The 19,682-nt window shown below is 67.3% G+C and carries 22 protein-coding genes and 1 pseudogene; 12 read left to right on the top strand and 11 right to left on the bottom strand.

The window, feature by feature from the left end; genetic code table 11:
- Positions 1-45: 45 nt before the first annotated feature.
- Positions 46-903: an alpha/beta fold hydrolase gene (locus LTV02_RS05540; protein ID WP_233038818.1), complete on the top strand. Its 858-nt coding sequence runs from the start codon at positions 46-48 to the stop codon at positions 901-903.
- Between the two features lie 5 nt (positions 904-908).
- Here LTV02_RS05540 and LTV02_RS05535 read toward each other — a convergent pair whose 3' ends face one another.
- Together LTV02_RS05535 and LTV02_RS05530 are read right to left on the bottom strand one after the other, a co-directional pair.
- Positions 909-1,307, bottom strand: coding sequence for a PPOX class F420-dependent oxidoreductase (locus tag LTV02_RS05535; protein WP_233038817.1), 399 nt, complete (start codon positions 1,305-1,307; stop codon positions 909-911).
- Positions 1,308-1,452: 145 nt separating this feature from the next.
- Positions 1,453-3,258: an alkyl/aryl-sulfatase gene (locus LTV02_RS05530; protein ID WP_233038816.1), complete on the bottom strand. Its 1,806-nt coding sequence runs from the start codon at positions 3,256-3,258 to the stop codon at positions 1,453-1,455.
- A 142-nt stretch (positions 3,259-3,400) separates the two neighbouring features.
- Here LTV02_RS05530 and LTV02_RS05525 point away from each other — a divergent pair, with 142 nt between their 5' ends.
- A complete protein-coding gene (locus tag LTV02_RS05525; RefSeq protein WP_233038815.1) occupies positions 3,401-3,994 on the top strand; it encodes a hypothetical protein in 594 nt (197 codons plus the stop codon).
- Between the two features lies 1 nt (position 3,995).
- Here the strand turns inward: LTV02_RS05525 and LTV02_RS05520 are convergent, their stop codons facing one another.
- Positions 3,996-4,595 carry a TetR/AcrR family transcriptional regulator gene (locus LTV02_RS05520; RefSeq protein ID WP_233038814.1) on the bottom strand — a complete coding sequence of 200 codons (600 nt, stop codon included), beginning with the start codon at positions 4,593-4,595 and terminating at the stop codon, positions 3,996-3,998.
- 61 nt (positions 4,596-4,656) lie between these two features.
- Between LTV02_RS05520 and LTV02_RS05515 the strand changes: the two genes are divergently transcribed.
- Positions 4,657-5,040, top strand: a complete 384-nt coding sequence (locus tag LTV02_RS05515; protein WP_233038813.1) for an antibiotic biosynthesis monooxygenase family protein — start codon at positions 4,657-4,659, stop codon at positions 5,038-5,040.
- A gap of 14 nt (positions 5,041-5,054) precedes the next feature.
- Here LTV02_RS05515 and LTV02_RS05510 read toward each other — a convergent pair whose 3' ends face one another.
- On the bottom strand, positions 5,055-5,531 hold the full coding sequence (locus LTV02_RS05510; protein WP_233038812.1) for a diadenosine tetraphosphate hydrolase: 477 nt from the start codon (positions 5,529-5,531) through the stop codon (positions 5,055-5,057).
- Between the two features lie 43 nt (positions 5,532-5,574).
- Between LTV02_RS05510 and LTV02_RS05505 the strand changes: the two genes are divergently transcribed.
- Complete coding sequence (locus tag LTV02_RS05505; RefSeq protein WP_233038811.1) at positions 5,575-6,345, top strand: phosphotransferase; 771 nt, start codon at positions 5,575-5,577, stop codon at positions 6,343-6,345.
- 10 nt (positions 6,346-6,355) lie between these two features.
- On the opposite strand, the gene LTV02_RS05500 is transcribed toward LTV02_RS05505, so the two are convergent.
- Together LTV02_RS05500 and LTV02_RS05495 are read right to left on the bottom strand one after the other, a co-directional pair.
- Positions 6,356-7,852 (bottom strand): DUF4246 domain-containing protein, encoded by a 1,497-nt coding sequence (locus tag LTV02_RS05500; protein ID WP_332909559.1) that lies wholly within the window; start codon positions 7,850-7,852, stop codon positions 6,356-6,358.
- Between the two features lie 94 nt (positions 7,853-7,946).
- Positions 7,947-9,497, bottom strand: a complete 1,551-nt coding sequence (locus tag LTV02_RS05495; protein ID WP_233038809.1) for an amino acid permease — start codon at positions 9,495-9,497, stop codon at positions 7,947-7,949.
- Between the two features lie 223 nt (positions 9,498-9,720).
- Between LTV02_RS05495 and LTV02_RS05490 the strand changes: the two genes are divergently transcribed.
- From LTV02_RS05490 to LTV02_RS39465, 6 genes and pseudogenes are all read left to right on the top strand, one after another.
- Complete coding sequence (locus LTV02_RS05490) at positions 9,721-11,097, top strand: hypothetical protein (protein ID WP_233038808.1); 1,377 nt, start codon at positions 9,721-9,723, stop codon at positions 11,095-11,097.
- On the top strand, positions 11,094-11,495 hold the full coding sequence (locus LTV02_RS05485) for a FixH family protein (RefSeq protein ID WP_233038807.1): 402 nt from the start codon (positions 11,094-11,096) through the stop codon (positions 11,493-11,495). Before LTV02_RS05490 ends, LTV02_RS05485 begins: the two co-directional genes overlap by 4 nt.
- A gap of 50 nt (positions 11,496-11,545) precedes the next feature.
- Positions 11,546-12,661, top strand: coding sequence for a hypothetical protein (locus tag LTV02_RS05480; RefSeq protein WP_233038806.1), 1,116 nt, complete (start codon positions 11,546-11,548; stop codon positions 12,659-12,661).
- Positions 12,658-13,200, top strand: a complete 543-nt coding sequence (locus LTV02_RS05475) for a hypothetical protein (RefSeq protein ID WP_233038805.1) — start codon at positions 12,658-12,660, stop codon at positions 13,198-13,200. Before LTV02_RS05480 ends, LTV02_RS05475 begins: the two co-directional genes overlap by 4 nt.
- 24 nt (positions 13,201-13,224) lie before the next feature.
- Positions 13,225-13,620: a hypothetical protein gene (locus LTV02_RS05470; RefSeq protein WP_233038804.1), complete on the top strand. Its 396-nt coding sequence runs from the start codon at positions 13,225-13,227 to the stop codon at positions 13,618-13,620.
- Positions 13,581-14,865 (top strand): annotated as a pseudogene (locus LTV02_RS39465) (winged helix DNA-binding domain-containing protein). Before LTV02_RS05470 ends, LTV02_RS39465 begins: the two are co-directional and overlap by 40 nt.
- Here the strand turns inward: LTV02_RS39465 and LTV02_RS05455 are convergent.
- Positions 14,855-15,274 (bottom strand): hypothetical protein, encoded by a 420-nt coding sequence (locus LTV02_RS05455; RefSeq protein WP_067723269.1) that lies wholly within the window; start codon positions 15,272-15,274, stop codon positions 14,855-14,857. The pseudogene LTV02_RS39465 and the gene LTV02_RS05455 overlap by 11 nt on opposite strands.
- Before the next feature lie 149 nt (positions 15,275-15,423).
- Entirely contained in the window at positions 15,424-15,897 is a 474-nt protein-coding gene (locus LTV02_RS05450) for an SRPBCC family protein (RefSeq protein WP_233038803.1), read from the bottom strand.
- 68 nt (positions 15,898-15,965) lie between these two features.
- Between LTV02_RS05450 and LTV02_RS05445 the strand changes: the two genes are divergently transcribed.
- Both LTV02_RS05445 and LTV02_RS05440 read left to right on the top strand, forming a co-directional pair.
- Positions 15,966-16,412: a MarR family winged helix-turn-helix transcriptional regulator gene (locus LTV02_RS05445; RefSeq protein ID WP_233038802.1), complete on the top strand. Its 447-nt coding sequence runs from the start codon at positions 15,966-15,968 to the stop codon at positions 16,410-16,412.
- 100 nt (positions 16,413-16,512) lie between these two features.
- Positions 16,513-16,959, top strand: coding sequence for a hypothetical protein (locus tag LTV02_RS05440; protein WP_067723271.1), 447 nt, complete (start codon positions 16,513-16,515; stop codon positions 16,957-16,959).
- A gap of 7 nt (positions 16,960-16,966) precedes the next feature.
- Here LTV02_RS05440 and LTV02_RS05435 read toward each other — a convergent pair whose 3' ends face one another.
- From LTV02_RS05435 to LTV02_RS05425, 3 genes are all read right to left on the bottom strand, one after another.
- Positions 16,967-17,719, bottom strand: coding sequence for an SDR family NAD(P)-dependent oxidoreductase (locus LTV02_RS05435; protein WP_233038801.1), 753 nt, complete (start codon positions 17,717-17,719; stop codon positions 16,967-16,969).
- Between the two features lie 85 nt (positions 17,720-17,804).
- Entirely contained in the window at positions 17,805-18,506 is a 702-nt protein-coding gene (locus tag LTV02_RS05430; RefSeq protein WP_233038800.1) for an LmeA family phospholipid-binding protein, read from the bottom strand.
- A 64-nt stretch (positions 18,507-18,570) separates the two neighbouring features.
- Complete coding sequence (locus LTV02_RS05425) at positions 18,571-19,665, bottom strand: Lrp/AsnC family transcriptional regulator (RefSeq protein ID WP_233038799.1); 1,095 nt, start codon at positions 19,663-19,665, stop codon at positions 18,571-18,573.
- Positions 19,666-19,682 lie beyond the last annotated feature (17 nt).

Below are 19,682 nucleotides of genomic sequence, written 5' to 3'. Positions count from 1 at the left end.
GCGGTCGTCTGTACCTCCAGGACTATCGACAGGCAGGAGTACGGCATGGTGCAACCGGTTCAGGCGGGTGTGGTTCGGGTGAATGGGGTGGATCTGGGGATCGAGAGCTTCGGGCGGGTGGAGGATCCGCTGGTGCTGCTGGTCGGGGGGACCACGATGTTGTCTTGGCCGGACAGACTTTGCGAGCAGCTGGCGGCGGGTGGGCGGCGCGTGGTGCGGTATGACCTGCGAGATTCCGGGGCGTCTACGACCATCGATCCGGAGCGTCCGGGGTACGACTTGCGGGATCTCGCGGCGGATGCGGCGGCGCTGGTCGAGGCGCTCGGGGCCGGGCGAGCACATCTCGGCGGGGTAGGGGTCGGCGGGATGGTTGCTCAGGTTGCGGCGCTCGAGCATCCGGAGGCGTTCTCCGCGTTGACTTTGGTCGGGACACGAGCGGTGGCTCCGGGGCCCGTCGACGCGGATCTGCCGGACCATGACATGTCCGTGCTGGGGGTGCTGTTTTCGCATCCGATGCCGGATTGGACCGATCGGGATGCGGTGGGGTCGTTCGCGGCCTCGGGAGCCGAGTTGCTGGGTAATGATCCGGAGGAGGCGCGGGCCATGGCCGTTCGGGTGTGGGACCGGACACCGTCGGCTGATCCCGCGGTACACCAGGCGAACCAGCTCGGAATGGTGTTCTCCCGGATCGATTGCGCCCCGCGCTGGCGGGAGCGGCTCGGTGAACTCGACTTGCCGACGCTCGTGGTGCACGGTCGCGCGGATCCGTTCTTCCCCGTCGGCAACGGCGAGGCGCTCGCCGCCGAGATCCCCGGGGCGGTACTGCTCGTACTCGACGAGATGGGAACCGCCCTGCGCCGATCGGCGGCCGACCGGGTCGCCGCCGCGATGCTCGCCCTGTGACAGAACTATTCGACGCTACGGCCGGCGAAATCGAACGATCCGCCGTCGATGCCCCAGGAGATGATCCGCTCCGGGCGAATCCGGATGACGGCGCGTTCCTGCGGCGGGAACGGCGGCTCTTCGTCCTGGAGCGCCTCGGCCGTGCCGCGCACCTCGATACCGCGAATCACGTACGGGTCCAACGACACCTGCTGATCGATGACGAACGACACGCGGCTGCCCGCTTCGACATTGCGGTACTTGCGGCTGCCGCGCATGCGCATGCCGCCGATATCGATGGTGCCGTCGGCGTTCACGCGGTAGCCGGTGGGGTTGTTCTGCAGCACGCCGTCGGGCGAAACCGTTGCCAGGCGGCCGATTCCGGCTTCGGCGAGGAACTGCTGTTCGTTGGCGGTGAAGGTCATGGTCGTTACCCTTTCTCGAATCTAGCTGCGCTAGATGATGGAGCAAAGGTAACACTGCGAGCGGTAGGTTGTCTAGCGCTGCTATATCTTCGATCCGAGCGACGCGTGCCCGCAGCATCGGCGGGCACGCGTGCGGCGGCATCCGTCAGGGCGTGACGATGGCGAAATCAGGATCGGGCTGTTCGAGCAGGCCCAGAAGTCGTTGCAGCACAGTGCTATCGCCGACCTGGTCGATACCCTCCAGCCCCTGCCCGGCCAGCAACCCCAGCAGCTGCGGCTTGGTGAGCGTGAGCGTCAGATCGACCTCGGCCTTGCGCCGCGGGTCGACGGTGCGAATGAGCGCACCATTGGACAGGGTCAAGCGCACGGTGGTGCCGAGATCGGTGAACTGCCAATCGATCACGAAGGATTCGGCGGCGGCGCGCGGACCGTTCACGCGAATGGCCACAGTATCGAAGAGCTGCTCGACCGACAGCGCCGCCGCCATACCACCTGCCAGGTTCAGCGCGGTCGGGTAGATGCCGTCGCGAAGTTCCTTGGCGCCCATCAGATAGAAGCCGCGCCAGGTCGCGTTCTCGGACCCGTAGCCGAGCGTGGTGTAGACCTCGGCGAGTGCGTTCTTGGCTGCCGTGTTGCCGGGTTCGGCGAAAACGGCGTGCTTGAGCAGCTCTGCGGCGAAGCGCAAGTCGCCGTCACGGGTGAAACCGGCGGCTTTCTCGATGACCGTGTCGATGCCGCCGAAGGCCTGGACATAGCGCACGGCGGCCGCCTCGGGCGGATGCTGCCACAGCGAGCTGGGATGACCGTCGAACCAGCCCAGATATCGCTGATAGATGGCCTTCACGTTATGGCTGACCGAACCGTAATACCCACGCGCGCACCAGGAGTCCTCCAGCCCCGGCGACAGTTCGATCTGCTCGGCGATCTCCGTGCCGGTCAGACCCTGATTGAGCAACCGCAGGGTCTGGTCGTGCAGATAACAGTACAAATCCCGCTGGACGCTGAGGAATTCGATGAGATTGTCCGTGCCCCAGGTCGGCCAGTGATGGGAGGCGAAAGCGACATCGGAATCGCTGGCGAACATGTCGATCGCCTCGTCGATGTAATGCGACCAGACCCGGGCGTCGCGGACGAGCGCACCGCGCAGCGTCAAGACATTGTGCAGATTGTGGGTGGCGTTCTCGGCCAGGCACAGGGCGCGATGGTTCGGGAAATAGAAGTTCATCTCCGCGGGCGCCTCGGTGCCGGGCGTCATCTGGAACACGATGGGCACCCCGTCGACCGTCTCGTGCTGCCCGGTCGCGGTGATGTCGATGGTCGGCGGGTAGAGGCTCAAAGTGCCGGTGGAGGTCTGAATACCCAGGCCGGTACTCATCTGACCGTCCGGAGCCGGGCCCAATCCGATGGCGTACATGTAGCTGGCGCGGCGGGTCATGGCGTTGCCGGCGTAGACGTTCTCCGAGACGGCTTCGGCCATGAATCCAGCCGGGGCCAGGATCGGCACCTGCCCCGGCCCGTCCGGGAGCACACCGGCCACGCCGCCGAAGTGATCACCGTGCGAATGCGTGTAGATGACCCCGGTGACGGGCCGGTCGCCGCGATGTTCGCGATACAGCGCCAGGCCCGCCGCCGCGCATTCGGTGGAGATCAGAGGGTCGATGATGATCACGCCGGTATCGCCCTCGACGATCGTCATGTTCGAGATGTCGAACCCGCGAATCTGATAGATCCCCTCGACCACCTGATACAGCCCGTTCTTCACATTGAGCTGGGCTTGGCGGAACAGGCTGGGATTCACCGTGTCCGGGCACGGACCGTCCAGGAAGGCGTATCCGGAGGTGTCGAAAACGATCGCGCCGTCCGCGTCGCGGATGGTCATCGGGGTCAGGGTCGCGATGAATCCTCGGTCGGCGTTCTCGAAATCGGTTCGATCCTCGTAGTCCAAAGCCATCCCGGATCAGCTCCTCGGGTTCGGTTACGGTACTGGTCACGCCGATTTTCTAGGGGTGGAGTGGATGGCGCATCGCCCGACACGGGTGATTTGTCAGTTTGGGACCTTGACGGCGGTGGCCGGCGGCGGGGAATGTGCGGGGGTGGGTGACTATTTCGAACGCATTGTCGATATCGAGGTGAGTGCCGAGGACGCGGGTTCGCTGGGCGCGGATGTGGTGGAGTGGATGGTCTCGCGGCGATGGCTGCTCAGGGAGACCTCACGGGATGCGATGTACAGCCTGTACGCCGACGCGGGTTATCTGCCGGGTCCGGACTGGGGGCGGATCACCAGCGAATGGGGCGATGACTGGATTCCGGGACCGGTCGCCGTCGTCGTCGGCCGGCACGCGCATTTCCCCGGGCAAGGGGGCATCGAACCGGCATACGCGGCCTGCCCGCGCTGCCGGACCACGACCGTGATCATCGACTACCCGAATCGATGGGAAGCCGATCCTGTTGTGTGGCAGCCGTTCTCGCATGCCATCGATGGCTGGGAGCGAACCGGCGGCGGTGCGGCAATCTGTGCGTCCTGCGGCGTTTCGAGCCCCGTCACCGATTGGCAATGGGCGGACGATTTCGCCCTGGGCGCCCTGGCTTTCGACTTCTGGGGTTGGCCGCCGCTGCGCGAGGAGTTCATCGCCGAGCTCACCGCGCGGCTCCGGCACCGGATCGTGCATCACACCGGCAAGTTCTGAATCAGATCGGCGCTGTCCGCAGGATGACGAGGACGGCGTCGACCAGCGGTGCGAGCTCGTCAACGCCGGTTTCGTGGTGGGTGATGAAGCGGCGGAAGAACAAGGGTCCCGCCAGCAAGTCGATGGCCAATTCCAGGTCGACCGCATCGGCGATCTCCTCGCGGGTGCGGGCGGCAGCCAGTACCTGGCGGAACGGTTCGCGCTGACGGTTGGTCAGATCGGCGTGCAGGCTGCGCAGTTCCGGATCCCGTTCGGCGGCATCGACGAAGGCCGCCAGCATTCGCGCCATCGGCGGATTACGCAGCGCCGCATGCAGTTCCACCAACAGTTCGAGTAGGTCCGCCCGCAGGTCCCCGCTGTCGGGCGGCACCAGCACGGGCGCCGCCAACGGCAGGGCATCGATCAGCAGTTCGGTGCGCGAAGACCACCGCCGATACACCGTCGCTTTACTGGCCCGCGCCCGCTGCGCCACCGCGTCCATGGTGAATCCGGACAGCCCTTCATCGGCCAGCAACTCCAGCGCAGCCTGCAGCACGCGCCGCCTCGCCGCCTCGCCACGCGGAATCGGCGCACCGGCTTCACGAATCGTCTTGTCACCCATCGAACCAGGAGCGTACCGTTATTTATCGAAACAGTCTCGTACCGATAGAAGGAGTCGAGTGATGACAAGGTCAGTGCAAGGTTCACAGTCGGCGAGCACCTGGACCGAGGTAGCCGTCGACGAACCCGTGACGATGATCAACGTCTTCTCCGTCCCCCTGGACGAATCCGAGAAGTTCCTGCACCGCTGGCGCACCTACAACGCCCAGATGATGTCCGAACAACCAGGTTTCATCCGCGCCGTCATGCACAAAACCATCGCCGGCGACGCCATCAGCTTCGTCAATGTCGCCCAATGGGAAAGCGGCCACGCCCTCGCCGAAGCCCGCACCAACCCCGAATGGCTGGCCTCCGTCAAATCCATCCTCGACGACCCCGACCTGCACGTAACCGCCCGCCCCGGCGTCTACCAGGTCGTCTTCGACGTCCAGCCCGGCGGTAAGTAGCCCGCCGTCCGCGCTCACCCGGCGGCGAGCAGATCCAGTTCTTCCCCGATCGCCCGCCGCACGGCGTGATGCCGGGACCCGAGCGCATACCGCGGGTCGCTCCACCGGTCCCGCGGGTACAACCACACCGGCCCACCGACCAAATCCTCCGGCTCCCAGTCGAATCGGGGCCACACGTGAGCGTGCAGGAAGTGGTCGGTGTTGCCGAGGATCTCCAGGTTGATGCGGCGGAAGCCCGGATCGAGGCGGCGGCAGGCACGTTCGATCGCTTCGCCCAGCCGATCCATATCGGCGAGGAATGCCCGCCGGCGGGGTGCGGGCAGCTCCGACAGCCGTTGCACCGCGGGATCGTCCGCGAGCAGGACCGAATAGCCGGGTAGGAATTGAACGTCGCCGATGACGGCGAAACCGGCGTTCAATCTCCGGATCACCGTCGGATTCTCACCGCGCAGGGCACTGCCGATCCGGTCCGCACGGAAATCGGTACACATGAACCAACGATAGGTAGATCCAACGGGATGCGAAGGTGTTGATGTGGGATTCGAGGACGGCTGGGACAGCTTGGCCACGTTGGTCGATGGCGAGTGGGTTGAGCGGCGGCCGCGGCGGGCGGAGGTGGCCGGGCAGTTGCGGCGGGAGGCTCGGGTGATGCCTTGGCTGGCGCCGTTGTTGCCGTTGGCGGTGCCGGTGCCGTGGGTGGCCGGGGAGGAGCCGTTGGTGGTGCGGCATGCGCTGGTGCGTGGGAACGCGCTCGAGGGAGGCGGGTTCGGGGAGGGGGCGGCGGTGGGGGCGTTTCTGCGGGCGTTGCATGGCTGTCCCGTGGCGGAGGCGGTGCGGCGGGGGTTGCCGGGGGCGGAGGAGACTCGGCGGGATCGGGTGGAGACGCTCGGCCGGTTTCGGTCGGAGGTTTTGCCGTTGGTTCCGGTAGACGTGCGGGCGGCCGCAGGCGCCATGCTCGATACTGCTGCCGCGACGCCCGCGGACACGGTGGTGCACGGGGATCTCGGGCCGGAGCATGTGCTGGTCGATGACGGGCGGGTCAGCGGGGTGATCGACTTCGGGGATGCGCATGTCGGGGATGCGGCAATTGACTTGGCGTGGGCGTTGTTCGGGGCTCCCGAGGCTTTCGCGGAGGGGGTGGCCTCTGCTTACGGGGTTACCGATGATGTTCGACGGCGTGCGTTGACCTGGCATCAGCTCGGGCCGTGGTACGAGGTGACCTATGGGCTGGACACGGGCGATGCCGAGAGCGTGCGAAGTGGTCTGGCCGGTCTGCTCGACCGGTTGACCGCAGGCATCGCATGATCGTCCCGGGTCAGTGCTCGCAGAGGGAGAACTCGCGTTCGTAGAGCTCTTCGTTGTGCGCACCGATGAAGAACTTGCGTTCTCGCATGAGTTCCTCGCGGTAGGTCCGGGCTTGTTCCAGGGTCATGGTCGAGGTGGGAGACCAGGGTTGCTGCGGTGGCACGTCGGCGGTGGAGGTGATGGTCGTGGCGGGGTCGACCAGGAAGAACGCCAGCATCTTTCGATGGCCGGGGCGGGTGGGGTCTGCCAGCGCGAAGGGGCCCACTCGATGCTGAAGGATGTTGGGGAAGGCCAGGCAGCGGCCGGGAGTGGTGGGCACCGAGCCGAGGAACTGGTTGAGGGGGTCTTCGTCGGAAAGGCCGAAGACTTCGCTGATGCCAGGATGGTCGTTCTGTTCATAGTTCGGTTCGTCGATGGCGGCGCGGAAGCTCAGGTGGCTGTCGGTGATGTTCTCGCTCTCCCAGTAATAGATGGCGGTGGCGACGATGCTCTCGTTCAGCATTCCTTCGACATGCCAGCTGCCGCCCAGGTATTCGGGCTTTTCGGGAGTCAGATGGATATTGGCGAGCTTGACGATGACCTGGAGGCGGCCGCGTAGGTCGATGCGGTCGACGGCGGCCGGCGGAGTGTATTCGGGGGCGTCGGGAACGACCGGGCGGCGGTGGTGCCACCACTCTTCGTAGGCTTGCCGATACTCGTCGTAGGCATCCTCGTCCTGATCCTCGTCGTCCTCGTCCGGTTCGACGGGCTTGTCGGGGGCGTTGTCGTACCAGCTCCACGGATTGGTCTTGATACGAACCGGTTTCGGGTTGCGCAGGTCGGACAGCACGTTCTCGAACAGGGGCCGAACGCGCGCGAAGAGCAGTGGGAGCACCGATTCCAGCTCGGCGTGCGCGACGGGATCGACATTGTTGACGTAGGACCGGAACACGGCCACACCGTCGGCGCCGACCTCGACATCGGTCGGCAGCCATTGAAACTTCTCCGAGTGCGCATAGCGAGCGTCGCGCTCCCGCGGCCCCTGCCAGACCGCGTCGTCGACCGGACTCACCGAGCGCACGAGGCAGAACAGGGACGGATGAACCAGGTCCAGAACCTGCTCATCCGACCCCGGATGCCAATCCAGCTCCTCTGCCGGTACTTCTTCCAGCACCCGAACCGCTTCCCGCAGACGGGATCTCAGCCCGTCACCGATCAGGGAGTCCGACTGCCACACCCCGTCCACCGCCGACACCTCGATCCCGTCGGCCTCGTCCCGGAGCTCGGCGTAATGCGCCAATTCCGCCAGTACATAACGGATCTGCGCATCGGTCAGCCCCTGCTCGGCCGCCTCCCGCGTCCACCCGGCCACGATTTCCGCATCGTGCATCTTGTCGAACCACCGCGACTTCCCGCGAATGCCGGCGCTCAGTCGCATCATCTCCCGTTCCCGCACCGTCCTCGCCGGCGCGACCGGAACCCGATGGGAGGCAAGGAAAGGCAACGGGAAGGCAGCTGATTCGGTCATACGCTCGGATCTCTCGCAGTTCGTGGCGGCCGCCAGCATACTGCGAAAGTCCGGCTCAGCCCCGCTGCGTCGGCGCCCACCCGGCCCCGGTCACTCACCCGGTGACGGGAGCCTCCGCTTCGGGGGTGTCGGCGACGGTGCGCTTGGGGCCGGTGAACCAGCGGCGTGCGGAGGCGAACCACCACACGGCGATGGCGCCCACGACGGCGATCAGGGTGAGTGGAGCGTAATTTACTGCGTTCCAGGTGAATTCGTCGTTCCAGGGGTAGCCGCGATCGTCCATGGGGAGGATGAACAGCAGGCTGATGAAGACGATCCAGATCAGCGCGATGATGCCGATCGGGCGATACCAGCCGCCGAGTTGCCAAGGGCCGGTGTGGAATCGAGCGCCGTGGAGCTGGCGCAGCAGGACCGGGATGCCGTAGGCGATGTACAGGCCGATGGTGGCCACCGAGGTGGCGGCCGCGTACGCGGTGGGGGCGTTGGCGGCGGGCACCAGCATGGACGGGATCAGCAGGATGAAGGCGAACACCGAGATGAACAGCACCGCGTTCACCGGCACCTTGCGCGCCGACAGCTTCGACCACAATGCCGAACCGGGCACCGCCCCGTCGCGGCTGAACGCGAACAGCATGCGGGACGCGGACGTGACCGAGGCGTAGCCGCAGAACAATTGGGCGATGGCGGCGATGACGAGCAGCAGGCCCGACCAGAACGAATTCAGCGAGTTCTCCAGAATGAAGATGACCGGGTAACCGCTGTTCTTCGCCGGATCGAGCGCGTCGTCCAGATTCGGGATCGCGAAGGTCACCGCCAGGATCAGCAGATACCCCGCCACCGCCGACACGATGATGGTGTTGATGATCCCCTTGGCCGCCATCCGGGACGCGTCGTGCGTCTCCTCCGACATGTGCGCCGAGGCGTCGTATCCGGTGAAGGTGTACTGCGCGTGCAGCAATCCGAGCAGGAAGCTGAACGCCACGCCGCCGAAGCCGACCGCACTGTTGTCCACGGTCTCGGTGAACACGAACCCGACGCTCTGATGGTGTTCCGCGCCGATCCCGAGCACCAGCACGAAGATCGCCACACCGCCCACGTGCCACCAGGCGGAAATATTGTTGATCAGCGCCGACAGGTGCGGCCCGACCGCATTCAGCACCGCGTGCAGCACCAGAATGACCGCGAACACCAAGAAGATCGCGGTGCGGTCGGTGCCGATATCGATACCGATCACATTCAGCACCACGGTGGTGAAAATGGCCGCGCCGTAATCGATGGCCGCCGTCACCGCGATCTGCCCGATCAAGTTGAACCAGCCGGTGAACCAGCCCCAGATCGGCCCGCCCAATTCCGAAGCCCACCAATACAATCCGCCCGAGGTCGGATAGGCGGACGCCAATTCCGCCATGGCCAGGCCCACGAACAGCACCATGATCGAGACCAGCGGCCAGCCCCAGGCCATGGTGATCGGCCCGCCATTGGCCAATCCGATGCCGTAACTGGCGAGTCCGCCGGTCAGGATGGAGACGATGGTGAAACTGATGGCGAAGTTGGAGAATCCCGACCAGGACCGGGCCAGTTCCTGTTTGTATCCGAGTTCGGCGAGCCGTTGTTCATCGGCGGATGGGCGCTGATTTTCGGTCATTCTTGCTCCCGCGTGAAAACGCCGCCCTCACACGGCGTTTGCCAGAAGATCAGTGTGAAGTAATCGCGAACCAACCGCAGGCCAATGTGGAAATCGGCGCACCTTACCCCGAGACCGGGTCCGGACGGCATCACTCTCCGGAGGGATTCCCGCGCCGGGGTCTTTCGGTAGGTTCGGAACAGTGCAGCCCCCGTCGACCCCTCGCCTACGCGCCTGCCTACTCGTGGCTGTGCTCACCGCCTGCCTGCCGATGCTGGTGACCGCTCCCCCGGCCCACGCGGACGGGGCGGTGAGCGGAGGCGATGTGTCGGTGGCGCAGTCGCTGGGCGATCGGGAGCTGACGGTGATCGTGCGGCGGGCCGAGCCGGGACCGCTGCGGGTGGAGGTGGTCACGCACACCGGGACCGCGGCGGGCACGCTGACGCTGGGGGCGACGCCGGTGGACAGCGGCGGTGAATCGTCCTCCACCACAGTGGAACTCGGCGATCAGGCGGGACCGTATCCGGCGAGGCTGCGGGTCGATCATGCCGGGCCGTGGGAGCTGACCGTCTCCGATGGCGAGCGCACGGCCCGGATTCCGTTCCTGGTCTCGGCGCGCGTCGTAACGCCCTGGGAGCGTGCGGCTTACGGTGGCTTCTTCACGGCGGGCGTCCTGCTGCTGGTCGCGATCGGGACGGCACTGGTGGCCCGGCGCGGGTGGATGGCGCTGCTACCCGCGGGAGCATTGATCGCCGCACTGACAGTCGGCGTCACCGGGGCGGTGCTGTCGGGCCGCGCACCGGCGCCCCGGCCGGCGGGCAGTCTGCTCGATCCGACCTCGGGCAATATCGGCAACCCCTACCCCGAGCGAGATCTGCCCTTGACCACGAATTACTCACGGCCACCGGCGAATATGACGGTGCGATCGGCGCCCCCGGCGAACGGCCGGACCGGTGAACTCACCCTGTCGCTGACCGATTCGGCGACCGGCCGCCCGGTGGATGATCTGCTGATCACCGATGACGCCCTGCTGCATCTGATGGTGGTGGGGCCGTCCGGACGGTTCTGGCATCGCCATCCGGTGCGCACCGGGCCGGGTGAGTTCCGGGTCAGCCTGGGCGGCATGGAATCCGGTGAATACGCCCTGGCCGCCGAGATCGCACGGCGCGGCGGCGGCGTACAGCTGCTGCGCTCCAGTTTCCGATCCACCGAATCCGGTTCCGGTACCGGCACTTCCCTGTCCCCCACCGAACTCGCCACCACCGACCCGATCGCGGGCGAACCCACCACGCTCACCGCGAAGTTCGGCGGCCCCGCCGATCTGCAACCCTGGCTGGGCATGCTCGGCCATCTCATCGCTGTCGGCCCGCTGCCGGACAACACGCCCACCGGCGCGGCCGCCGCCACCGCCCCGATCTGGGCGCACGCGCACGCCATGGCGCCCCTGCGGAACGGCTCCCAGCCGCCGGACGAGACGGTCGCGGCCTACGGCCCGAATGTGGCTTTCACCTTCACCTTTCCCCTGCCCGGCCGCTATCTGGTCTGGGTGCAGGCCGAACGTGGCTACTCGGTGCTGACCGTGCCCGCCACGGTCGATGTCCGAGCGGAGGCGACGCGATGACCGCGAAACGTGGACTACTCACCGCCGCTGTCCTGGTGGTAGCCGCGCTGCTGGCGTGGTGGCTGTGGCCCGGCGACAGCGCGAACGCGGTGTCCCGCATGAGCGCGGGCCCCTACAGTATCCGGCTCGACGCCGGTGAACCTCGCACCGGGGACAATGCCGTGAATCTCGAAATCACCACGGCACAAGGCGATTCCGCTGCCCCGGACAAGGTCTCCCTCGCCCCGTCCATGCCGCAGATGGGCCACGCCCTGCCGCCCAGCACGGCCACCGCGGTCACGCCCGGCCACTACCGCGCCACCGTGAACCTGCCGATGCCCGGCCAATGGGAGATCACCGTCCAGGTCTCCGGCCCGCAGGGCGCGGGCGCCGCCACGTTCTCCGTCCAGGCCAACTGAATCTCCGTGCCGGCCAACTGAATCGAAGGAAAGAGGATCAGGAGCAGCACATGGACCTCACCGCCAATACGCACACCGTCACCGCGAGCCCGCCGATCACCGTCAAACCCTGGGTGCCGGCGTCGATCCTGTTCGCCGCCAGCATGACCTTCGCGGTCGGCTCCACCTGGGATATCCAATGGCACGCCGATGTCGGGCCGGACACCTTCTTCACGCTCCCGCACCTGTTCATCTACGCCAGCGCCGCCATCGCCGGATTCGTCAGTCTCGCGGTCATTCTCGCCACCACCGCGGCGGGACGCGCGGGGCGGCGGGTGGACGGTGCGCTCGGCGGGCCCGGAATCGGCGTGTTCGGGCGCACTTTCACCGCGCCGCTCGGCTACATGGTCGCCGCGCTGGGCGCGGCCTCGTTCCTGCTGTACGGGCTGTGGGATCTGTGGTGGCACAGCCTGTACGGGTTCGACGCCGTCATCGATTCGCCGCCGCACATCGGATTGTTCCTGTCCAGCACGGTGATCTCGGTCGGCACCGTGATCGTGTTCGCCGCCGCCCGCGCGCACACCTGGGGCCGGATCGGCGCGGTGTTCTCGCTCGCGCATCTGCTGACCTCCAGTACGGTCACCGCGCTGGCGGTGCAGCGGCTCGGTGTGGGTTCGGTGCGCTGGACGGTCGCGGTCACCGCGTTCATGGCGGTGCTGCTGCTCCTCGCGGGCGCGGCGTTCCGGCGGTTCGGGGCCACGCTCACCGCGGTGTTCGCCTCGGCGATCCAGGGCGTGTTCTGGTGGTTCGCGCCGTGGGCCGCGCACGTCTATGCCGATGCGGTGGGATTGCCGCTGCGCGAACACCTTCGCAATATCCCGACCACGCCGGCATTGATCCCGTTCTGCCTGGTACCGGTGGGTCTGGTCATCGATCTGCTGATGCGCCGGGGTACGCCCGCGGCCCGGCTGCTGCCCACGCTGGCGGGTGCGGTCGGCGGCGCGCTCATCGCGGGGCTCTCGCCGGTGCAGAACATCATCGTCTACGACGCCCGCTTCCCCGCCGCGACGATCATCATCGCCACCACCGTCGCCGGCGCCGTCCTGGGCGCGCTCGGCGGTTTCCTCGGCTGGCGTTTCGGCGCCATGCTCCGCCTGACCGCCCCGACCGCAGAGGCCCACGCATGATCCGCCGCCTGTTCCCCACCGCCGCGACGCTGCTCGCCTTCGTCTATCTGCTGGCCGGGGCCACCGGAACGGCCGTCGCGTATCAGCCGGTCGATATCGTGCACACCGAACAGGTGCAGGCGGGCCCGTATCACGTGACCATCGGCTTCAGCGAATGGCCTTTGCGCGCAATGCAATCGCTGGATTTCACCTTCGTCCCCGATGGCGGCATCGCCGACAAGACCGGCAAGCTCACCCAGATCCAGCCCGACGGCAAGGTGCGGCGCGCCGAACCGCTGTCCCGGCATCCGCGCAAACGCGAGGACTGGGGCCTGGACGTGCGCTCACTGGACAAGCAGGGCGACTGGATCTTCCGCTTCGCCATCGACGGACCGCAGGGTCACGGCGAAGGCGAACTACGCGCCCTCCCGGTCCTGGAACAGCCCGGGCCGCCGCTGGGCCTCAGCTGGGGCGTGAGCAGCCTCCCGCTACTGGCCTTGATCGCCTTCCTCACCTACGCCTGGCGTCGCACCGAATCCCAGGTCGCCGCGCTCGCTTGACACCGCTGCGGGGACACTTGATCCATGGACACCCCCGAACAGCTGATCGTGGTGGACGCCGCCAATGTCGTCGGCTCCAAACCCGACGGCTGGTGGCGGGACCGAGCCGGCGCGGCCCGGCGGCTGCTCGCCGATCTGGCCGACCTCCCCGATGCCGCCCACATCCTGGTCGTACTCGAAGGCGCCGCCAAGTCCGCGGCGGCCGGCAACGAGCCGCGGTTCGCTCCCCTGCGCCTCGTGCACGCCGGCGGTTCCGGCGACGACGCCATAGTCGATGTCGTCGCGGCGGCCTCGCCACCGGTCACCGTCGTCACCGCCGACCGCGGCCTGCGCGCCCGAGTCGAAGCGCTCGGCGCCACCACGGCCGGCCCGCGCTGGCTGTGGGATTCGATCGACCGGCATCGGTCGACCGGGGAATAGGCTCGTCCAGCGCAATCGAACCCGTTCCCGGGAGGCGATCAGTGACAGGTCGAAAGTCCGGCACCACCGTCGAGGTGTCCGCGGGCGCCGTGCGAGCGTTCCGATTGCACGCCCACCACCTCACCCGGCGTCAGCCCCTCGACGCGCTGCCCGACGTGGCGGGCGCCTGCGGAATCCAGAACAGCCCACCCGGTTCTGCGCTGCTGGCGCTGCACGCCCGGGTCGAAGGCGTCACGCCGGACCATGTCGACGCGTTGATCGGCGCGGACAAGACGCTCCTGCAAACGTGGTGCATGCGCGGTTCACCGTATTTCTTTCCCACCGCCGACACCCCGATCTTCACCACCGGCGTACTCCCGCCCACCGAAAAAGCCCGCGTGCACCTCATCACCGGCGTAGACCCGGCCCTGGCCGAACTCGGGCTGAGCCTGGACGAAGCCGTCGATCACACCGCCGCCGAGATCGACGCGGTTCTGTCAGGCAGGCAACTCGCGATCAACGAACTCGGCCAGGAACTCGCCGACCGCATCGCCCCGAAACTGTCACCCGCCCAACGCAAGACGTGGCAGGCGGCGGGTCCCTACGCCGCCGGCCAACCGCTCGGCGAAGGCGTCGTGCATTTCTGCCTGCGGATCCTCACCCTCCGCGGCCTGATCTGCTTCGCGGAACGCACCGGCAACAAGTCCCCGTTCGTCCTCGTCGAGGATCGGCGCGCCACCACCGCAACTCGATCCGGAAACCGCCCGCGCCGCACTGCTGCGCCGCTACCTCCATTGCTACGGCCCGTCCACCCGCAAAGATTTCGCCGCCTGGGTCGGCGTCTCCGCCGGCGACGTCGATCCGTGGTGGAACAGCCTCGAAAACGAGCTCACCCCCATCGAATTCGCGGGCAACCGAACCTGGATCCACACCGATGATCTCGATGCCTTGACCTCTCCCCCGCCGTCACACGGACTCCGCCTCCTCCCACCCGGCGACCCCTACACCCAGGCCCGTGACCGCGAAACCCTCATCGACAAGAAGCATCATCGCGAAGTCTGGAAAACGGTCGGAGCTCCGGGCACCGTCTTGGCCGATGGTGAACTGGCCGGAATCTGGCGGCCGCGCAAGACCAATAGCTCGTTGGCCCTGACGATCACCACATTCCGGCCGCTGAAACCCGCGCTGCGCAAGCAACTCCAGGCCGAAGCCGAGCAGTTGGCGCAATTGCGCGGGGCGAAAACGGTTCAGGTCGTTACGAGCTGACCACGCAGGCGCTCCCGAGGTTGATACCGGTGCCCACCTGCACGACCGCCCATTGGGAACCGTTATAGGTCCAGGCCTGGATGTAATGGGTGCCGGTGGAGGTCGGTGTCCAGCTGGAAGTACCGGTCCCGCCCGAGCCCAGCGAGAACTGCTGCGTACCGAAAGTGGCGGTGGCGCTGTCGTAGAGCCACACGTACTCGTTCGGGCTGCCGTTCACCGTCACGGTGTACGAGCAGTTGGTGCCGTAGTTCCCGCCACCCAGATTGATGCTGCTGCCGGATGACACGGCCACGCTGGTGACATAGGCCGAAGCGCCGGGAGCGGTCCACAGCAGCGCCGCCGCCGCGGCGCAGAGCAGAGCGGTGAGGGCCGGCTTCCGATTCCGGATCAGGTTGATCATGTCGATCATCTCCCCAGAGAGCTGATGAATTGCGTCAGGAACGGCGCATGAAAATCAGTGTCGGCGTTACGGGAAGACGACACGCGGGTATCGGACCACCCGCCGCGCAATCGGTTGCCCGCCAATGGATTATCCGATGACGGGCTAACCGCAGGCTATCACTTGACGCGGCGGACCGTACGCTCGAGAATGCCGAGGGTGGCCTTGAGCGCCGACTCGGGGACGATCGGGAAAGTCAGGCGCTGCTTCCAGGTTTCGTCGATCTCGGACCAGTCGTAGTACGAGGTGACGAGGGTGCCGTCGGCCACGGATTCCAGGCGGTAACCGTAGATGTGGCGCACGTGCGGGCGGAGCCTGCCCTCGACCGTCCAGGCGATCTCGACGTCAGGGACGAGCGTGGTGATGATGACCTCGACGGTGTACTTGCCGAGATCGAAGTCGCCCAGCGCTTCCCGATCCATGAACACCGTGAAGCGATCGCCGGCCTGCCGCACCGGATCGCCCTCGGCGTCCATCAGCATCCCCGAGGCATCGATGTCCACGTGGCCCTGCGGGTCGGCCAGGACGGCGAAAATATCGGCGGCGGGAGCGGGAATCAGGCGCGAGACCTCGATCCGTTCGACCTTGCTCATCAAGTCGTGCCTTCCAGCTGGGGAGTACTCGAGATCGACCTTAGAGGCCGGTGCTGGAAAATGGGCGGGTGAGTACCGTCAACGATCGTCCCGTGCCGCCGCCGGTCAGCGCTTCCGTCCTCGTGCTGACCTTGGCGCATCGTGTCGAAGCCGAACTCGGGGCGGCGCTGGCGGGGCTGAATCTGACGGTGGCGCGGCTGGCGCTGCTCGGGCATATCGCGAGTGTGCCGGGGATTTCGTTCAGTGAGCTGGCGCGGATGGGCGGGATCAGTGTGCAGAGCGTGCATACGGGGGTGAAGGCGATGGTGGCCGACGGGCTGGTGCGGGATCGGACGGCGCGGGCGGGGTCGGCGTCGAATATCGAGCTGACGGCCAAGGGCGGGCGCTTGCTGCGGGCGGCGGAGGCGGTGGTGGCGGAGGTGGACGAGCGGCTGTTCGGGGCCGCGGGGGATGCGGTGCTGCGGCAGGTCGGGGCGGCGGTGGTGGCCGCGTACACGGGGCGGAACGTGTCCTGATACAGCGGTTTTCGATGCCGCGGTGAACTTTCCCACAACCTTCAGCCGAATTGAAGCTTAGGGCTATGCTTCAGTCAGACTGAAGGTGGGAGGAAGAGCAATGCAGAGCGCACTGCTGTCGATTCATGTGCTGGCCGCGATCGTCTTCGTGGGCGGATCCGCGGTGGCCGCGAGCCTGTTTCCGCGCTATGCGCCGGTGGCGGAGACCGCGGAGCAGGCCGGGGAAGTGCGAAATGTGGCGGTGGCCAAGGCATTTCACCGGATCACCGGCAGTTACGCGGTGCTGGCGCTGATCGTGCCGGTGGTGGGCATCGCGCTGGCGGCGGTGCAGGGGCGGATGGGCGAGATCTGGATCACCGTCGCCATGGCGCTCACCTTCATCGCGGGCGGGCTGCTGGCGGCCTTCATCCACCCGATCCAGAAGCAGGCCCTGGATCAGCCGGACGAAGGTCAGCGCCTGCGTCAGCTGTCGATGCTGGCGGGTATCTACAACCTGCTGTGGGCGGTGGTGGTCGTGCTCATGATCGTCCGCCCGGGCGCGCACTGAATCCGGTTCAGAGCGCCATCTTTCCATTGTCGACGGTGTAGACCGCGCCGTGCACGGCCGAGGCTTCCGCGGAGCACAGGAACGCGATCACATTCGCGACCTGCTGCGGATCCATCAGCCCGCGCGCGGTGGCGGTCTTCATGATCAGCGTGTAGTCGGGGTCCGCCGGGAAGGTGAAGTTCTCGAGCAGCGGCGTCGTCATCCCGCCGGGGCATACGGCGTTCACCCGAATTCCCTTGCCGTCGAATTCGAGCGCCATGGCCCGGGTGAGCCCGATCAGCCCGTGTTTGGCCGCACAGTATCCCGCCGAATACGCCTGCCCCTCGAGCCCGGCGATCGAGGCCACATTGACGATGCATCCGCCCGCCGCGAGCAGGAACGGCAGGGCCGCCCGCGACAGGAAGAACGGCGCACTCAGATTCACCGCGAGATCGCGCTGCCATTCCGCGTCGGTGACTTCCCCGGTATGCCGCATGGTGTGCGCACCCGCCGCGTTGACCAGGATGTCGATCCCGCCGAACCGCTCGGCACACACCCGGACGATCTCGTCCCCGGCGCCGGGGTCGGCGAGATCCGCTGCCAGCCAAGCGCTTTCGGCCCCGGCGAGCGCGGCGTCGAGCCGCTGCTCGTCCCGCCCCACCCCGAACACCCGGGCCCCGCCCGCGCTCAGCGTCCGCGCCACGGCGGCTCCCAGTCCCGACGACGCTCCCGTCACCACGGCCACCCGGCCACCGAAACGCCCGGCCTCATCGCCAGCCATACCCGTCTCCATTCCTCCCCGGCCGGCCACGAAACCGCCGCCCGTGCAATCGGATCCAACATAGCCGGGGCGGCGAGAGCCCGGACTACGGCAGGTCCGAGAACCGCACATTGTGCGCGACGGCCGTCACCAGCAATCCGTCCGCACTCGGTTCGATGGAGGTCAATTGCGCACCGAGCGGCAGCTTCTGCAGTGGCACCGTGAAGGTGAGCGATTCCCGCAACCACGCCAGGGAGATGGCCGGCCCGCCCATGGTCGATTGCACCGACACCGGCACCACCTCGATCCCGCCGACGGTCGGATTCACCGTCACCACCACCGTCGCGGGCACCGGCACCGGAATCCCCTCCACCTCGAACTTCCCGGTGACCCGCAACCCCTCCGGGCTGTCGGAGATCGACTCCACTCCCGACGGCGCATAACCCTTGACCGTCTCGTAGGGCACCAGCGCGGTCGCCGTCGCATCGGCGGCTTCGATATTCGAGGTCCGGCTCTGCACCAGATCCCCCAGCGGAGCCGACACCCCCGTCAGCTTCACCCGCAGATCCCGTACCGACATCCCCTGATCACTCCACTCGTCCGCCCGCACCTCGACATCCTCGTACTTCCCGTCGAAAGCCTGCGTCAGGAACGGAAACCCGCCGATCGTCACGCTCGGCTGCTGCGCGAGCCCGTACTCCTCCGCGATCTTCCGCCCGATCTCGTTCTGCGCCGCCACCACTCCCACCCGATCCCCCACGACCAGTGCGATCCCGACCACGACCAGGAAAATCAGCAATCCGCGCATAACCCCATCATGCTGTGCGATCGCGCCGCCGGGCGTCCGCGACCCGGCCCGCCACCGGATTCGGTCAGGAGTTCGCCGCCCCGGGACGGAAGCCGCCGGTCGCGGTCCAGAGCCCGAACGGGACGTGCGTGGTGGCCAGTCCGGCGGGGTTCAGGAGTCGGCCCATGCGTTTGAGCGTGCGGAGGGTCAACTGGCGTTCGGTGATGCGCAGGTGGGGAAAGGATTGGTGGAGGCGGGTTTCGGTGTGCAGGGTTTCGGCGGGCGTGCGCAGCCAGGTGATGAGCAGCAGGTTGGATTCGTCGTCGGCGGTCGCCACACAGAGCCGGATTTCCGGCCAGGCGCGCAAGGCCGCGGTGACGGTGTCGAGATCATGGGCGGGCAGGCTGGCCCGATAGGTCATGATGACCGACCAGCCGGCATGCGCCTCGGCGAAATCGCAGCGGAAGAGCAGGCGCTGGGAGCGGGTCATCTCGGTGATGCGGCGGCGCACCGTGGATTCGGTGAGCCCGGTGTCCGCCGCCAGGTCGGTATTGGTGCGGCGGGCGTCGGATCCGAGCGCGAGCAACAGATCCAGGTCGCCGGGGCGGCGGGTGGAGGCCGGCCGAGGACGGTCGGGCGCATCGGTGAGCAGGGTGCGCTGGGCGGGGTCGAGCGCCTGGGGCCGCCAGTGGCTGCCTTCGAGATAGGTGTGCAGGCCGATCGCGGGCCGCACGGCGAGCACGCCGGGCAGGGCGGCCAGCGCTCCGGTGACGAAACCGTCCAGGGCGCCCGGGTTTTCCAGGGCGACGGTGAGTTGCAGCGCGTAATGGCCGGTGATGCGTTCGACGCTGACGACCCACGGCCAGGCGCAGACACGGCCGGAGATCTCGGCGATGGCCTCGGTGCGGCAGTGCAGGCGAAGGTAGGCGACCGTGGCGAATTCCGGCGCGTAGGCGGTGAGCCAGGCCAGCCCGCTCTCGGTCAGCCGGCGCCAGCGGCGGGCCGCGGTGGTGGCGTCCATGCCGAGGGAAGCGCCGATGCGGCCCCAGGGCGCACGGGGATTGATCTGCAGGGCGTTCACCAGGTCCAGATCGCGCTCCCCGAACACCGGGATGGCGGATCCCGGCGGATCGATGTCGGGAATGCCGATATCCGGCGAATCCGCGGACTCATGCGGCATGGCGGTCATTGTGGCAC

It is taken from the genome of Nocardia yamanashiensis, assembly GCF_021183565.1.
Taxonomy (GTDB): Bacteria; Actinomycetota; Actinomycetes; order Mycobacteriales; family Mycobacteriaceae; genus Nocardia; species Nocardia yamanashiensis.
Note: the sequence above shows the minus strand (reverse complement) of the source record. Positions and strands in the feature narration are given on the sequence as shown.

Bases quoted from the DNA above. Each gene is read 5' to 3' on its own strand.
- LTV02_RS05540 (WP_233038818.1), top strand. From the start codon at position 46: ATGGTGCAACCGGTTCAGGCGGGTGTGGTTCGGGTGAATGGGGTGGAT.
- LTV02_RS05535 (WP_233038817.1), bottom strand. From the start codon at position 1,307: ATGACCTTCACCGCCAACGAACAGCAGTTCCTCGCCGAAGCCGGAATC.
- LTV02_RS05530 (WP_233038816.1), bottom strand. From the start codon at position 3,258: ATGGCTTTGGACTACGAGGATCGAACCGATTTCGAGAACGCCGACCGA.
- LTV02_RS05520 (WP_233038814.1), bottom strand. From the start codon at position 4,595: ATGGGTGACAAGACGATTCGTGAAGCCGGTGCGCCGATTCCGCGTGGC.
- LTV02_RS05515 (WP_233038813.1), top strand. From the start codon at position 4,657: ATGACAAGGTCAGTGCAAGGTTCACAGTCGGCGAGCACCTGGACCGAG.
- LTV02_RS05510 (WP_233038812.1), bottom strand. From the start codon at position 5,531: ATGTGTACCGATTTCCGTGCGGACCGGATCGGCAGTGCCCTGCGCGGT.
- LTV02_RS05500 (WP_332909559.1), bottom strand. From the start codon at position 7,852: ATGACCGAATCAGCTGCCTTCCCGTTGCCTTTCCTTGCCTCCCATCGG.
- LTV02_RS05495 (WP_233038809.1), bottom strand. From the start codon at position 9,497: ATGACCGAAAATCAGCGCCCATCCGCCGATGAACAACGGCTCGCCGAA.
- LTV02_RS05485 (WP_233038807.1), top strand. From the start codon at position 11,094: ATGACCGCGAAACGTGGACTACTCACCGCCGCTGTCCTGGTGGTAGCC.
- LTV02_RS05480 (WP_233038806.1), top strand. From the start codon at position 11,546: ATGGACCTCACCGCCAATACGCACACCGTCACCGCGAGCCCGCCGATC.
- LTV02_RS05475 (WP_233038805.1), top strand. From the start codon at position 12,658: ATGATCCGCCGCCTGTTCCCCACCGCCGCGACGCTGCTCGCCTTCGTC.
- LTV02_RS05470 (WP_233038804.1), top strand. From the start codon at position 13,225: ATGGACACCCCCGAACAGCTGATCGTGGTGGACGCCGCCAATGTCGTC.
- LTV02_RS05455 (WP_067723269.1), bottom strand. From the start codon at position 15,274: ATGATCGACATGATCAACCTGATCCGGAATCGGAAGCCGGCCCTCACC.
- LTV02_RS05450 (WP_233038803.1), bottom strand. From the start codon at position 15,897: ATGAGCAAGGTCGAACGGATCGAGGTCTCGCGCCTGATTCCCGCTCCC.
- LTV02_RS05440 (WP_067723271.1), top strand. From the start codon at position 16,513: ATGCAGAGCGCACTGCTGTCGATTCATGTGCTGGCCGCGATCGTCTTC.
- LTV02_RS05435 (WP_233038801.1), bottom strand. From the start codon at position 17,719: ATGGCTGGCGATGAGGCCGGGCGTTTCGGTGGCCGGGTGGCCGTGGTG.
- LTV02_RS05430 (WP_233038800.1), bottom strand. From the start codon at position 18,506: ATGCGCGGATTGCTGATTTTCCTGGTCGTGGTCGGGATCGCACTGGTC.
- LTV02_RS05425 (WP_233038799.1), bottom strand. From the start codon at position 19,665: ATGCCGCATGAGTCCGCGGATTCGCCGGATATCGGCATTCCCGACATC.